This is a genomic window from Bradyrhizobium sp. SZCCHNGR1005 (assembly GCF_032489995.1).
Taxonomy (GTDB): Bacteria; Pseudomonadota; Alphaproteobacteria; order Rhizobiales; family Xanthobacteraceae; genus Bradyrhizobium.
The window spans coordinates 404,749-418,188 of sequence record NZ_JAUEZC010000005.1 but is presented as its reverse complement, the minus strand read 5'-3'; the positions used below and the strand labels follow the sequence as shown (position 1 = coordinate 418,188).

At 65.6% G+C, this 13,440-nt stretch carries 13 protein-coding genes; 11 read left to right on the top strand and 2 right to left on the bottom strand.

Annotated elements, in window-relative coordinates; genetic code table 11:
• The first annotated feature begins 35 nt into the window (after positions 1-35).
• Positions 36-200, top strand: coding sequence for a Flp family type IVb pilin (locus QXZ85_RS23630; protein WP_315707361.1), 165 nt, complete (start codon positions 36-38; stop codon positions 198-200).
• Positions 201-231: 31 nt separating this feature from the next.
• Here QXZ85_RS23630 and QXZ85_RS23625 read toward each other — a convergent pair whose 3' ends face one another.
• Positions 232-1,221, bottom strand: a complete 990-nt coding sequence (locus QXZ85_RS23625; RefSeq protein ID WP_315729553.1) for a Ku protein — start codon at positions 1,219-1,221, stop codon at positions 232-234.
• A gap of 249 nt (positions 1,222-1,470) precedes the next feature.
• On the opposite strand from QXZ85_RS23625, the gene QXZ85_RS23620 reads away from it, so the two are divergent.
• From QXZ85_RS23620 to QXZ85_RS23575, 10 genes are all read left to right on the top strand, one after another.
• The gene (locus QXZ85_RS23620) at positions 1,471-1,623 is read left to right on the top strand and encodes a hypothetical protein (protein ID WP_315729552.1); all 153 of its coding nucleotides are present in this window, start codon (positions 1,471-1,473) and stop codon (positions 1,621-1,623) included.
• 364 nt (positions 1,624-1,987) lie between these two features.
• Positions 1,988-2,665 (top strand): response regulator transcription factor, encoded by a 678-nt coding sequence (locus QXZ85_RS23615; RefSeq protein ID WP_315707364.1) that lies wholly within the window; start codon positions 1,988-1,990, stop codon positions 2,663-2,665.
• Between the two features lie 64 nt (positions 2,666-2,729).
• Positions 2,730-4,106 (top strand): sensor histidine kinase, encoded by a 1,377-nt coding sequence (locus QXZ85_RS23610; RefSeq protein WP_315707365.1) that lies wholly within the window; start codon positions 2,730-2,732, stop codon positions 4,104-4,106.
• A gap of 115 nt (positions 4,107-4,221) precedes the next feature.
• The gene (locus tag QXZ85_RS23605; RefSeq protein ID WP_315707366.1) at positions 4,222-5,643 is read left to right on the top strand and encodes a hypothetical protein; all 1,422 of its coding nucleotides are present in this window, start codon (positions 4,222-4,224) and stop codon (positions 5,641-5,643) included.
• Positions 5,644-5,770: 127 nt separating this feature from the next.
• Positions 5,771-6,025, top strand: coding sequence for a hypothetical protein (locus QXZ85_RS23600; protein WP_315707367.1), 255 nt, complete (start codon positions 5,771-5,773; stop codon positions 6,023-6,025).
• A 136-nt stretch (positions 6,026-6,161) separates the two neighbouring features.
• A complete protein-coding gene (gene ccmI, locus QXZ85_RS23595) occupies positions 6,162-7,295 on the top strand; it encodes a c-type cytochrome biogenesis protein CcmI (RefSeq protein ID WP_316174843.1) in 1,134 nt (377 codons plus the stop codon).
• A 31-nt stretch (positions 7,296-7,326) separates the two neighbouring features.
• The gene (ccmE, locus tag QXZ85_RS23590; protein ID WP_315707369.1) at positions 7,327-7,854 is read left to right on the top strand and encodes a cytochrome c maturation protein CcmE; all 528 of its coding nucleotides are present in this window, start codon (positions 7,327-7,329) and stop codon (positions 7,852-7,854) included.
• Positions 7,851-9,833 carry a heme lyase CcmF/NrfE family subunit gene (locus QXZ85_RS23585; RefSeq protein ID WP_315807393.1) on the top strand — a complete coding sequence of 661 codons (1,983 nt, stop codon included), beginning with the start codon at positions 7,851-7,853 and terminating at the stop codon, positions 9,831-9,833. The genes ccmE and QXZ85_RS23585 overlap by 4 nt, the downstream gene beginning before the upstream one ends.
• Positions 9,834-9,837: 4 nt before the next feature.
• Positions 9,838-10,326, top strand: a complete 489-nt coding sequence (locus QXZ85_RS23580) for a cytochrome c-type biogenesis protein (RefSeq protein WP_315807392.1) — start codon at positions 9,838-9,840, stop codon at positions 10,324-10,326.
• Between the two features lie 135 nt (positions 10,327-10,461).
• Positions 10,462-11,805 (top strand): methyl-accepting chemotaxis protein, encoded by a 1,344-nt coding sequence (locus tag QXZ85_RS23575; protein WP_315807391.1) that lies wholly within the window; start codon positions 10,462-10,464, stop codon positions 11,803-11,805.
• Between the two features lie 815 nt (positions 11,806-12,620).
• On the opposite strand, the gene QXZ85_RS23570 is transcribed toward QXZ85_RS23575, so the two are convergent.
• Complete coding sequence (locus QXZ85_RS23570; protein WP_315807390.1) at positions 12,621-13,286, bottom strand: hypothetical protein; 666 nt, start codon at positions 13,284-13,286, stop codon at positions 12,621-12,623.
• Between the last annotated feature and the right edge of the window lie 154 nt (positions 13,287-13,440).

The following is a 13,440-nucleotide window of genomic DNA, read 5'->3' as shown; positions in this document are numbered from 1 at the left end:
GTAAGACGATTTTGACCCGCCGACCGGAGCCTGGCATGCGCGAGATGATTGCGAAGTTCTTCGAGGATCGGGCCGCTGCCACTTCGATCGAGTATGCGATCATTGCTGGGATGCTCAGCATCGTCATTCTGGCCGCCGTCAACGGCATGGGCACGACGCTGAGCGGCAAGTTCTCCTCGGTCAACAGCTCGCTCAAGTAAGATCGAGCGGCTCGCGGGGAGAGGAGGGACCTCAGCTGACCTTCCTGGTTCGCGTCGTGCTGCGGACCGGTTTTTCGGACTTCTTCGTCTCCTGCTTCTCGGCCTGCTTCTCTGTTTCCTTGGCCTTCTTGCCGCTGATCGGCAGCAGCATCTCGCGCTGACCTTCGACCCGCTTCTTCGTCCGCTTGGCCTTGGACTTCGCAACGGGCGTTTCCTTGGGCGCTGCGACCGCCGCCGCTTGGTCTGTGCCGGCGAGGCTGCGCTTGAGCGCATCCATCAGGTTGATGACATTGCCGCTGGTCTTGGGCGCCGCCTTGGCCGTGATCGTCATACCGCTGCGCTTCTTGTTGATCAGGTCGATCAGCGCCGTCTCGTAATGATCCTCGAACTTCTCCGGTTCGAAATCGGCCGACTTCCGCTCGACGATGTGCTTGGCGAGATCGAGCATGTCCTTGGTGATCTTCACATCCTGGATGTCGTCGAAATAGTCCTGCTCATTGCGAACCTCGTAGGGGTAGCGCAGCAGCGTCCCCATCAGCCCTTTGCCGAGCGGCTCCAACGCAATGATGTGTTCGCGGTTGGTCAGCACGATGCGGCCGATTGCAACCTTGTTCATGCTGCTGATGGTCTCGCGGATCACGGCGAAGGCGTCATGGCCGACCTTGCCGTCGGGGACCAGATAATAGGGGCGGATCAGATAGCGATTGTCGATCTCGCTGCGTGGCACGAACTCGTCGATCTCGATCGTATGGGTGGATTCCAGCGCGACGTCCTCGAGCTCGTCCTTGGTCACCTCGATATAGGTATCGGTGTCGACCTTGTAGCCCTTGACGATGTCCTCGTTGGCGACCTCTTCGCCGGTCTCCGCGTCGACCTTGGAATATTTGATCCGATGGCCGGTCTTGCGGTTGATCTGGTTGAACGCGACCTTTTCGGATTCCGACGTCGCCGGATAAAGCGCGACCGGACAGGTCACGAGCGACAGGCGCAGAAAACCCTTCCAATTGGCGCGCGGGGCCATGACCTACTCCGAACTGGGTGACTCCAAACTCGACGATTTGACCGATCGCAGCAATGACGGTCCGAAAGGATAACACCCGGCCTCCCGGATTCAAGCAACGCGGCAAGCCGAATTTTGCATCGGCGTTAACCGGTCGTCGCAGGCTGCCGGGGAGCCGGAACATCGTCTGGCATGGGACGTTGCACCGGGCATAACGACGAAAATCGCCTTTTGCTGATACACCTTGCAGATACCATGGAGCTGAGCGTCATGGCCACGAGACGACAGTCGCAGATCGTCGAAACCCCGACCGAGGCCTGGCAGGGCGAGCCTGGTCCGTCGGTTTTCGCGATGCTGGCCATTTCGACTGGACTGGCTTTGTTGATCCTCGGCCTGATCTGGTTCGTGTTCTTCCACACCTGAGCGAGCAGGCGGCGGCGTCGGGCTACCGGCGCTGCCGCATGGGGCATCCGCCAGCCGGCAGCCGAGGCGGGTGCAAGCCCAAGCCCAATAGAGCGCAAGTTGGCGTCCGGAACCTCGCCCCTTGCGATCTGAGCCCCGTCGCGCAGTGCGCCGTCGGCACCTCACCCAGGGTGCGGGCTTCCCCAATGCCTCATCCAACGTCTATACCCTCCAATATCTTTGCACGCTGGCCGGGCCGAACCTGCGCTGCGGCTTTGATGACCAAAAAGTAAGGTCGGCGACACGGTTCCGTTCATGGACGGTTCACGGCGTTCCGGCTCATCTTGAAGGCACGAAATCGTGCAGTTCACCTCTGGAGGCAAGCGTGCGCCTGCTCGTTGTCGAGGACGACCCGGATCTCAATCGCCAGCTCACGGCGGCGCTGACCGATGCGGGTTACGTGGTCGATCGCGCCTTCGATGGTGAAGAAGGCCACTATCTGGGCGACAGCGAGCCCTACGATGCCATCGTGCTCGATATCGGTCTCCCCAAGATGGACGGCATTTCGGTGCTGGAGGCCTGGCGTCGCAACGGTCGCTCGATGCCGGTGTTGATTCTCACCGCGCGCGATCGCTGGAGCGACAAGGTCCAGGGCTTCGATGCGGGCGCCGACGATTATGTCGCCAAGCCGTTTCATATGGAGGAGGTGCTGGCGCGCATCCGCGCGCTGTTGCGGCGCTCTGCCGGCCATGCCCAGAGCGAGCTGACCTGCGGCCCGGTGACCCTCGACACCCGCACCAACAAGGTCACGGTCTCCGGCAATCCGGTCAAGATGACCTCGCACGAGTACCGCCTGTTGCAATATCTGATGCACCATGTCGGCCGCGTGGTGTCGCGCAGCGAGCTGGTCGAACATCTTTACGACCAGGACTTCGACCGCGACTCCAACACGATCGAGGTGTTCGTCGGCCGCATCAGAAAGAAGCTCGACGTCGACGTGATCCAGACCGTGCGCGGTCTCGGCTATCTCCTGACCCCGCCGCCATCCTCGCCGAGCAGCTGAGCCGGGCGCGAGCGGCCTGCCGTCGCGGGTGGCCGAAGACGAGACCTTCCGCTAATTTGCCGCCATGCGCCAAAGTTCGCTCGCCACCCGGCTGTTCCTGTCCGCGACCGCGTGGCTCGTGGTGATCCTCGCGATCACCGGGATCGTGCTGTCGTCGGTCTACCGCAACGCCACCGAACGGGCCTTCGATCGCCGTCTCAACCTTTATCTCCGCACCTTGATCGCGGAAGTGGCGACTCCCGACGACCCGCCGGACCGCCAGTTCCAGTCCTTGGGCGAGCCGCTGTTCGAGCTGCCGCTGTCCGGCTGGTACTGGCAGATCACGCGCACGGATAGCGACAAGCCGGACGTGCGCGCCTCGCGCTCGCTGTGGGACAAGAAACTGCCGAAGCTGGAGGACGAGGGCATTGAGCTGTCCGCGGCCGGCATTCGGATCGGCTATGTCGAAGGGCCCGAGAACCAGGAGCTGCGCATGGTCGAGCGTCCGGTCGACCTCGGCGCGGACGGCAAGTTCCTGGTCAGCGTCGCCGGCGACGCCTCGGAGATCTTCGACGAGACCAGGAGCTTCGACTATTACCTCGGCGGCACGTTCACCGCGCTCGGCATCGTGCTGCTGCTCACCACGCTGTTTCAGGTCCGTTATGGCCTCGCGCCCTTGAAGCGGATTTCCGAAGGCATCGCGGACATCCGATCCGGGCGGGCGGAGCGGCTGGAGGGCGAGTTTCCGGTCGAGATCGCGCCGCTGGCGCGCGAGACCAATGCGCTGCTGGACGCCAACCGGGAGATCGTCGAGCGTGCCCGCACCCATGTCGGCAATCTCGCCCATGCGATCAAGACGCCGCTGTCGGTGATCGTAAACGAAGCCGCCGTGCATCGTGCCGATCCGTTCGCGACCAAGGTGATGGAGCAGGCCGATGTGATGCGCGACCAGGTCGCTCATCATCTCGAGCGGGCGCGGCTGGCGGCGCGCGTCACCATCGTCGGCACGGTCACCGAGGTGGCGCCGACGATCGAGGCACTCAGGCGAACCATGGAAAAGATCCATCGCGAGCGCGGCATCGTCGTGGAGGCGACCGCCGATCCGCAGGCCAGGTTTCGCGGCGAACGGCAGGACCTCGAAGAGATGGCCGGCAACCTGGTCGACAATGCCTGCAAATGGGCGACCTCGCGGGTCTCGATCGAAGCCGCGCTCATGCCGCCCGCGCAAGCAGGGGCCGCTCCGATGCTGCGGATCGTCGTCGACGATGACGGGCGCGGGCTGTCGGCGGCCGAGCGCGCCCAGGTCTCGCGCCGCGGCCAGCGGTTGGACGAGTCCAAGCCGGGCTCCGGGCTGGGGCTGTCGATCGTCAGCGATCTGGCGGCGCTCTATGGCGGGAGTCTGACCCTGTCCGACGCGCCGATCGGCGGCTTGCGGGCCGAGTTGAAGCTGCCGGCGATCTGAGGCCGAGGCCGGCGAAATTTGCCACCCTAAAGGGGTTCTTAACATCGCTCCCCCTATGTTGAGCGGGACGGGGACGCGTTTGGCGCGCCGCCTACGTTGAAATGCATGCCGGCGCATGGGTCAGACAGCTCACGAACGCTTAAGGGACTATCTCGGGCAGCTGCCGCCGCAGGCGCAGGCGCTGCTGATGCGGGAATTCGAGCGTGCGATCGAGCGTGGCCAGGATGTGGCGGTCGCGACACTGGTGCTCGAGCAGTTGCGCAAGGTGATTCGGACCGAGGCTCATGTCGCGTCTGCCAAGCCGGCGCCGGCTGCTGAGCCGCGCGAGAGCGGCGATGCGCCGCGCCGCCTGTTCCGGCCGATCGAGCCGTTTCTGACCGAAGCCAGCGGGGCCGTCAGGCCCGGACAGATCCGCAAGTCCTCGCTGATGCCGGTGTGGCTGTGGCTGGGGCGCGAAGGCGCGCCGGACAAGACCCGTGACTACGAGGACGCCATCTCCGCCCACGGCGAGAATTCACGCGAGGCCGACATGGCCGCGCGGAAGCTGCAGCTCGCGGCTGCCGAGGCGTTGATGAAGCTGGTCGGGCCGAACGCGACCGGCGACCGGCAGCGGGCGCTGGCCCGGATCGGGACGCCGACCGTGATCGAGGACCTGTTGCCGATCGCGCTCGTCCTGCAGAACCGCGAAGCCCTCGACGGCCTCAATGGCCGGCTGCCCGGCATGATCCGCGCCCTCGGCGATTCCCAGATCGCCTCGGTGACCGACGCCATCAACGTGCCCTCGCTGCAGACCCCGCAGATGCTTCCCTTCGCGCTGTCGATGGTGACGCAGCGGCTGGTCGCGCCGTGGCAGATCATCCGGCTTGCGATCAAGATCGCCGCCTCCGATGACGAGATCCGGGTCGCAGCCACGCCCTATGGCGTTGCCGTCACGATGGCGCTGTACGATCTGGCCAATCTCGCCGCGGGACTGCGCGCCGATATCAGGCGCGGCCATTTCGCCAATCTCGGCGACACGTTGAAGACCTTGCACGACGGCGTCCGCGGCCTGCGCACCGAGCTCGATCTGCGCAGCGAATCGACCTGGGGCAAGCAGCTGACGGCGATCCGGGCCGACATCTCCAACGCCTTGCAGTCCGAGATCGACAGTGTCCCGGGCCGCGTCCGGCGCATCCTGCGCCAGCGCGCCGACAAGGACATTCCGCCCGGCGCCGGCGTGGATGGCAGCGAGGTCGAGGAAGTCGCCGCGCTGATCGAGTTCGTCGCGGTCTGCCGCACCTATGCCAGCGAGCTTGCGATCAACGAGGTGACGCTGCGCACCTATTCCGACCTGCAGCAATATGTCGAGAAGGCAACCGAGGCGCTGGTGCAATCGCTGCGCAGCGGCGATGCCAGGGCGCGGGCCTACAGGCAGTCGCAGGTCAACGCCGCGATCAAGTTCTGCGGCGTGCTGTTCGGCCAGGATTATGCCGCGCTGATGAGCCGGGCCGCCGAGAATGCGGCGAGCGGTGAGCGCAAGACTTCACGCGCCGGTTAAGGATTCGTCCACGATAATTAGTACGAGATCGACTGGTACAATTACCGGTTGACCGTCGCGCAGCTTCGCGCGTACGGTCGATTATATCATTTCATTTGTTCATTCGATTACGTCCATGATTTCCATCTTGAATTTCGTCGAGCTCGAGAATCGAGTTGTTGCAGCTACGTATCGCAATCTCATGGTGAAGGCCAAGGTCGTGCTGATCGACGCGAGCGGCGCGCAACTGGCTGATCCCGTCGTCACGATCACCTCGCGGATGCCGGTGGGGGCGGTGCGCATGAGGCTCCCCGAGTCGGTCGGGCCGGGAACCTACTGCCTGATGGCGCTGAACTCGCGGGGCGACGTCGTCGCCAAAAGCTGCGCGTTCGAGGTGGCCTAACTACGTAGTGATCCTGAGTTTTTCGCCTCCGTCTGCCGGGGTACCAAGCGGCCAATTGTGAATTGCCGCAAGGAGCGGCGCTGGCTAAAAGCGGCGCACGGCGCTTGCCGGTGAGCGCCGCCTGGAACTCTGCCCGATGACCCCTTGGTTCGTGTTCGCGCTGATGACGGCCGCGGCGATCTTTGCCGTCCTGTTGCCCCTGGGGCTCGGCGCGCGCAGCGCCGCCGGGCAGGAGGTTGCCGTCTACAAGGACCAGCTGGCGGAGATCGAGCGCGATCTGTCCACCGGGCTGATCGGCAAGACCGAGGCGGAGGCGGCCCGTGTCGAGATCGGCCGCCGCCTGCTTGCGGCCGCAGACCAGGACGAGGCACAGCCGGCCGGCAAGAGCGTCGGCATGCGCCGCACGGCCGCCGTGCTGGCGCTGGTCGGCCTGCCGATCGTCGCGCTCGCGGTCTATCTGCCGCTCGGCTCGCCGCAGCTGCCGGATTTTCCGCTGGCCGCCCGCAGCAGCCAGCCGGGCGGCTCCCAGCCGCTGGAGGCGCTGGTGGCGCAGGTCGAGCAGCATCTGCAGACCAGCCCCACCGACGCGCGCGGCTGGAGCGTGCTGGCCCCAGTGCTGGCCCGACTCGGCCGCTCTGACGACGCAATCCGCGCCTATCGCAACGCCATCACGTACGGCGGCGACAAGGCCGCGCTCCGGGCCGATCTCGGCGAAGTTCTCATCGCGACCGCCGGCGGAGTGGTCACGGCCGACGCCAAGACCGAGCTCGAGCGGGCGCATGCGCTCGACGCCGACGAGCCGAAGGCGAATTATTTCCTGGGCCTTGCGGCCGAGCAGGACGGGCGCAAGGCGGATGCCGCCGCGATCTGGCGGGCGATGCTCGCCAAGGCGCCGGCCGATGCGCCGTGGCGCCCCTTGGTGACGGCCTCGCTCGGCCGCGTCGGCGGCGGCCAGCCTCCGGCGGGCCAACCTCCTGCGGGCGTCGAGGCCCCGGCGCTGCCTGCCGAGGCCATGGCGGCGGCCAAGAACATGAAAGAGGGCGATCGCGAGGCGATGATCCGTGGCATGGTGGATCGCCTCGCCACCCGCTTGAAGCAGAACGGGGACGACGTTGACGGATGGTTGCGGCTGGTGCGCGCCTATATGGTGATGGGCGATCTCGACAAGGCCAGGAGCGCATTGTCGGATGCCCGCCAGGCGGTCGCCAACGACGAGACGCGTTTGCGGCAGCTCAACGAGGGCGCCAAGACGTTCGGGTTGGATGGATGAGCAGGGGGCTCCCTGCGGTCAGGATGACGGGATGACGCGGAAACAAAGGCGGTTGACGATCATCGGCGGCGCACTCGCCGTGCTTGCGGTTGCGGCGGCGCTGGTGCTCAGCGCGCTGCGCGATTCCATCGTGTTCTTCTCGACCCCGACCATGGTCGCGGAAAAGCATGTCGCGCCCGGCACGCGCTTCCGGCTCGGCGGCCTGGTGCAGCCGGGCTCGCTGGTCCGCGGTCAGGACCTCGCGGTAACCTTCGAGGTCGCCGACGGCGGCGCCAAGCTCCCCGTCTCCTACAAAGGCATTCTGCCGGACCTGTTCCGCGAAGGGCAGGGCGTGATCGCCGAAGGCGCGCTCGATGCCGGCGGCGTGTTCAAGGCCGACACCGTGCTCGCCAAGCATGACGAGACCTACATGCCCAAGGAAGTCGCCGATGCCCTGAAGAAGCAGGGTCACTGGAAGGACGATTACGGCAAGCCGCGCCCGGCCAAGCCCGGCCCGGTCTCGATGCGCGACGGCGCCGAGCGCAGCGCGACGGCCACGGCGACGGGAGCGACGGAGTGATCGCCGAGAGCGGACATTATGCGCTGGTGCTGGCGCTGGGCCTTGCCCTGATCCAATCCGTCGTGCCGTTGATCGGGGCGCGCCTGCGCGATCCGGCGCTGATGAACGTCGCGCGCGCCGCCGCCCTGGCGCAGCTGGTGTTTGCCGGCGGCTCGTTCGTGGCGCTGGTCACGCTGCACGTGATCTCGGACTTCTCCGTCGCCAACGTGTTCGAGAACTCGCACTCGATGAAGCCGCTGATCTACAAGATCACCGGCGTCTGGGGCAACCACGAGGGCTCGATGCTGTTGTGGGTGTCGATCCTGGCGCTGTTCGGCGGCCTGGTCGCAGCCTTCGGCAACAATCTGCCGCTGTCGTTGCGGGCGCGGGCGCTCGCGGTGCAGGCCTGGATCGCCAGCGCCTTCTATCTCTTCATCCTGACCACCTCGAACCCGTTCGCGCGGCTGGCTAATCCGCCGCTCGAGGGCCGCGATCTCAATCCCATCCTGCAGGACATCGGCCTCGCCGTGCATCCGCCGATGCTCTATCTCGGCTATGTCGGCTTCTCGATCTCGTTCTCCTTTGCCATCGCCGCCTTGCTCGAGGGCCGGATCGACGCCGCCTGGGCGCGCTGGGTGCGGCCCTGGACCTTGCTGGCCTGGATCTTCCTCACCCTCGGCATCGCGATGGGCTCCTATTGGGCCTATTACGAGCTCGGCTGGGGCGGCTGGTGGTTCTGGGATCCGGTCGAGAACGCCTCGCTGATGCCCTGGCTGGCCGGCACCGCGCTCTTGCATTCGGCGCTGGTGATGGAGAAGCGCAACGCGCTGAAGGTCTGGACCATCCTGCTTTCGATCCTGACCTTCTCGCTGTCCCTGCTCGGCACTTTCCTGGTGCGCTCGGGCGTGCTCACCTCGGTGCATGCCTTCGCCACCGACCCGACCCGCGGCGTGTTCATCCTGTTGATCCTCTGCGTCTTCATCGGCGGCAGCCTGACCCTGTTCGCGGGACGGGCGTCGTCGCTGAAGCAGGGCGGGTTGTTCGCGCCGATCTCGCGCGAGGGCGCGCTGGTGCTCAACAATCTGCTGCTGACCACGGCCTGCGCCACCGTGTTCGTGGGCACGCTCTATCCGCTCGCGCTGGAGGTGCTCACCGGCGAGAAGATCTCGGTCGGTGCGCCGTTCTTCAATCTCACCTTCGGTCCCCTGTTCGTGCCGCTTCTGGTCGCGGTGCCGTTCGGGCCGATGCTGGCCTGGAAGCGCGGCGACCTCGTCGGCGCCGCCCAGCGCCTGCTGGCGGCCGGCATCGCGGCCCTGGTTGCGGTCGCCATCGCCTGGGCCTGGGCCCGCGGCGGCAGTGCGCTGGCCCCGCTGGCGATCGGGCTTGCGATCTTCGTCATCGCCGGCGCCGCGGTCGATCTCGCCGAGCGCCTCGGCCTGTTCCGGCTGCCGGCAAGGATCTCGCTGCATCGGGCGCGCGGCCTGCCGCGGGCGATGTGGGGCACCGCCTTCGCCCATGCCGGGCTCGGCGTCGCGCTGATCGGCGTGGTCTGCGAGACCACCTGGAACAGCGAATTCATCGGCACGCTGCGCCCGGGCGACGTCCGGGGGCTGGCGGGCTACGAGCTCAAATTCGACGGCATGTCGCAGCGGCAGGGGCCGAACTACAACGAGGTCGTGAGCAAGTTCACGGTGAGCCTCGATGGCAAGCCCATCGGCGTGATGGCGCCGTCCAAGCGCAGCTTCACCACGCGCGGGATGTCGACGAGCGAGGCCGCGCTGATGACGCGCGGCGTCAGCCAGCTCTACCTCTCGCTCGGTGATGCCACCCCCGACGGCGGCATCGCCGTGCGCGCCTATCACAAGCCGCTCGTGGCGCTGATCTGGTTCGGTCCGGTGCTGATGGCCTTCGGCGGCCTGTTGTCGCTGTCCGACCGCCGCCTGCGCGTCGGCGCGCCGCAGCCTGCGCGCAGCCTGCGCGGGCTTCAGCCGGCGGAGTAGGGCGATGCGGCGACTTCTCAGCGCAGCGATTCTGTTGCTCGCCCTGGCGATATCGCCGGCGGTGCACGCCGTGCAGCCGGACGAGATCATGGCCGATCCGGCCAAGGAGGCGCGCGCGCGCAATTTGTCGCGCGAATTGCGCTGCATGGTCTGCCAGAACCAGTCGATCGACGATTCCGAGGCGCCGCTGGCGCGCGACCTCAGGCTCCTGGTGCGCGAGCGCATCGCCGCCGGCGACAACGACAACCAGGTGATCGATTTCCTGGTGGCCCGCTACGGCCAGTTCGTCCTGCTGAAGCCGCGCTTCGAGCGGGAGACGCTGCTGCTCTGGCTGCTGCCGCCGCTGGTATTGCTGGGTGGCGGCCTCGCGCTGTGGCTGCAGGTGAGGCGGCGCGGACGGCGCGCAGGCACCTCCGCACCGGGGCTCAGCGCGGAGGAGGAGGCGCGGCTGGCCGCGCTGATGTCGGCCGGGCCGCCGCCGCCTGCGGCCTGAACGGTATTTTCGTGGAAATATAACGGCGCTGCAGCCTGTCCATCCGCATTCGCCACGGGATGGAGCTTACCGCTTATTTTACCTTTCTCTGAAACTTTGCTGGCAGTCCTTCCCTGTGGTGACTGAGCAAAGCCGATGTTCTCGAACAGCAATCTGACGATCCGCGTCCTGGTGGGAGGCGTCGTGGCGTCTCTTCTGTTCCTGCTGGCGATCGGCGGCGGCACCGGCTTCATCGCGGTGCTCTACCTCAACAATCACATCACCAGCCTGTCGTCGGATTTCGCCGCCTTGAGCGGACCGGCCCGCGACCACGCCATGCTGATCTATCAGCAGGCGCAATCGGCCTTCTCCTATTTCCTCCTCGCCTGCGCCGTCATCGCCGTGTTCGCCAGCATCGTGTGCCTTGCGACCTATGCGGCCGTGCAGAACGGCATCCTGCGCCCGCTCGCCGCGATGGTGAGCGCGATGCGTGACGTCGCCGACCAGAAGTTCGACACCCGCATTCCCGGCCTTGGCCTCTCCAACGAGATCGGCCTGCTCGCGGGTGCGCTGGAAGTGTTCAAGACCAACGGCATGGAGCGGCAGCGCCTGGCCGAGCGCGAACGCCAGGAGGCGCAGCGCCAGGGCGAGCGCTCCCGCTATCTCGGCGGTCGCATCGAGACCTTCAACGACATGGTGGCTGGCGTCGTCGGCAGCGTCGCGTCCTCGGCGATCAGGCTGAAGAGCAACGCGGAGACGCTGTCGCGCGCCGCCAACGACACCTCGACCAAGGCCAACGCGGTGGCCGCTGCGGCCAGCCACGCCAATCGCAGCGTGCAGACGGTCGCGGGCTCGACCGAGGAGATGACGCAGTCGATCGGCACGATCAGCCGGCGCGTCTCCGACGCCACCCAGCGCGCCGAAGGCGCCGCCGCCCAGGCCGAGAAGAGCAAGGATACCATCCACTCGCTGTCCGATGCCGCTGAGAAGATCGGCGCGGTGGTGCAGCTGGTGCAGGCGATCGCCTCGCAGACCAACCTTTTGGCGCTCAACGCCACCATCGAGGCGGCGCGGGCGGGCGAGGCCGGCAAGGGCTTTTCGGTGGTCGCCTCCGAGGTGAAGAACCTCGCCGACCAGACCAGCAAGGCCACCGACGAGATCTCCGCGCATGTCGCCAGCATCCAGGGCATCACCGCCGAGACCCGCGGCGCCATCGACGGCATCTCCACCACGCTGTCGGAGATCAGCGCGATCATGTCCGGCATCGAGGTCGACACCTCGCAGCAGCGCAACGCCACCCAGGACATCTCCAAGAGCGTCCAGGAGGCCGCGCGCGGCACCCTCGACGTCTCCAACCACATCGCCCAGATCACCTCGACCTCGGCCGAAACCGGCAAGATGGCCAACGACGCCCGCGACGCCGCGGTCGAGCTGTCACAGCAGGCCGAGACGCTGAAGCGCGAGGTGGATGCGTTCATCGTGAGTGTGAAGGCGAGCTGACGGAGCCGCGCGCTCCACACTCCGTTGTCATCCCCGCGCCGATGAGTCGTCGCGAGGAGCCGTAGGGTGGGCAAAGGCGCATTGCAACGCTGCCTATCGCGTTCGCGGTGTCAGAAGGCGCCGTGCCCACCGGCTGGAGTTCGCAACTGGATGGTGGGCACGATTCGCTTTGTCCACCCTACGACTGCTAACACGGTGAGGGTAGAGCTGATGACGGCGCCATTTCTCGGCTCGTCATTCCGAGGCATTCGCGAAAGCGAATGAGCCCGGAATCCATAACCACCAGCGGCCATTGCTGGCGCAGAGCGCCGATGCATCTCGATTCAAACAAACAGCAGTGGTCATGGATTCCGGGCTCGCGCTGACGCGCGCCCCGGAATGACGCCGGAGATATCAGCCGAGAAGAGTATGTGCCGCCTGGTGCGCTGCGGCTAAGCCGTCGCAGGTGATGAGCTGGCGCGTGCACACACCCCGCTGTCATCCCCGCGTAGGCGGGGATACAGTATCCGGAGGCGGTCGTTATGACCCGAGAAGCCGCGCTGTACTGGATTCCCCGCATTGAGTGTCGCGAGAGCTTACACCACACCGTCATCGCTGGGCTCGTCCCGCCCGTAGCTCGGATGAGCGCAGCGAAATCCTGGCTCTCGGCTCCGTATGTCGCCGTCACTTATTGGGGCTACGTTAGCTGGCGCTCCCTAGGGGAGACGACCAACAGCATTGGAAGGCACTGAAAACTAAGGTCAAATCAGCCCGGCTGCTTCGACACTGCTACCACGATATGCTACCACCTGCCAATAGCGGGTATCGCCGATTAACTACGCCTGCTCGGCTCGAACTTGGTCGCGCCACTCTTGCTGCTCGTGCTGACGCTCAGCACGTGTAACGGTTTCGACCGGCAAGCCGCGCGAGGTCCACTTTTGTAGCTCGCTCACGAGCGCCTTCATCGCATCGGCAACCTCCTGCTCTGGATTGCCGCCAACACGAGCCATGTCTTCGAACTGACGGATGTCCAGGTGGAATGTCTCCAAACGTACTCGCTTGCCAAGATCACGGTAGGAAACCTCGATTGAGAACGGCTTGAGCTTTGGCTCTCTAAACATCTCAGGCCCCATACCGAAAAAAGTTTCGTACCGTTCGCCTTGGGGGATGGCGGTCAATGCAACTTCTGGCGCGGGGAGGTGAGCACGGTTCTTAAAATCGTCGCCACCACCAACGATGCGGAAGCGAACGTCGAAAGCCGGACCTTGGCCCACGTTAGCCAAAATGAACTGTAGAGGCCCGCTGATGCGCGGGTGGACCGCCAGGTAGGCGATAACTTGCGGTTCAGTCCCTGCCTTGCGTAGAAGCCTGTTCTCTTTAGCCAGGATCGCGGTCAGCCAAGCGTAGGCCATCGTGGTCAAGGTGAGCACGACGGTGGAAATAGCTGTCGTTACGCTGGCCCCCTCGCTAGTTTTCAAGAAGTCCCAGATGCCTGAGAGCATAACGACGCCTCCCGCTTCCACAGTTGATACTCCTACCGGCAAGACAGAGGGCTAGTGGTCGCGTGCCTGTCGTTGAAGCTGCTGAATTGCATCGGCCATGTGCAGCAGGGCCAAGCTTATGTTTCTGAGAGCTTTTAGCTCCTTGCTATCACTA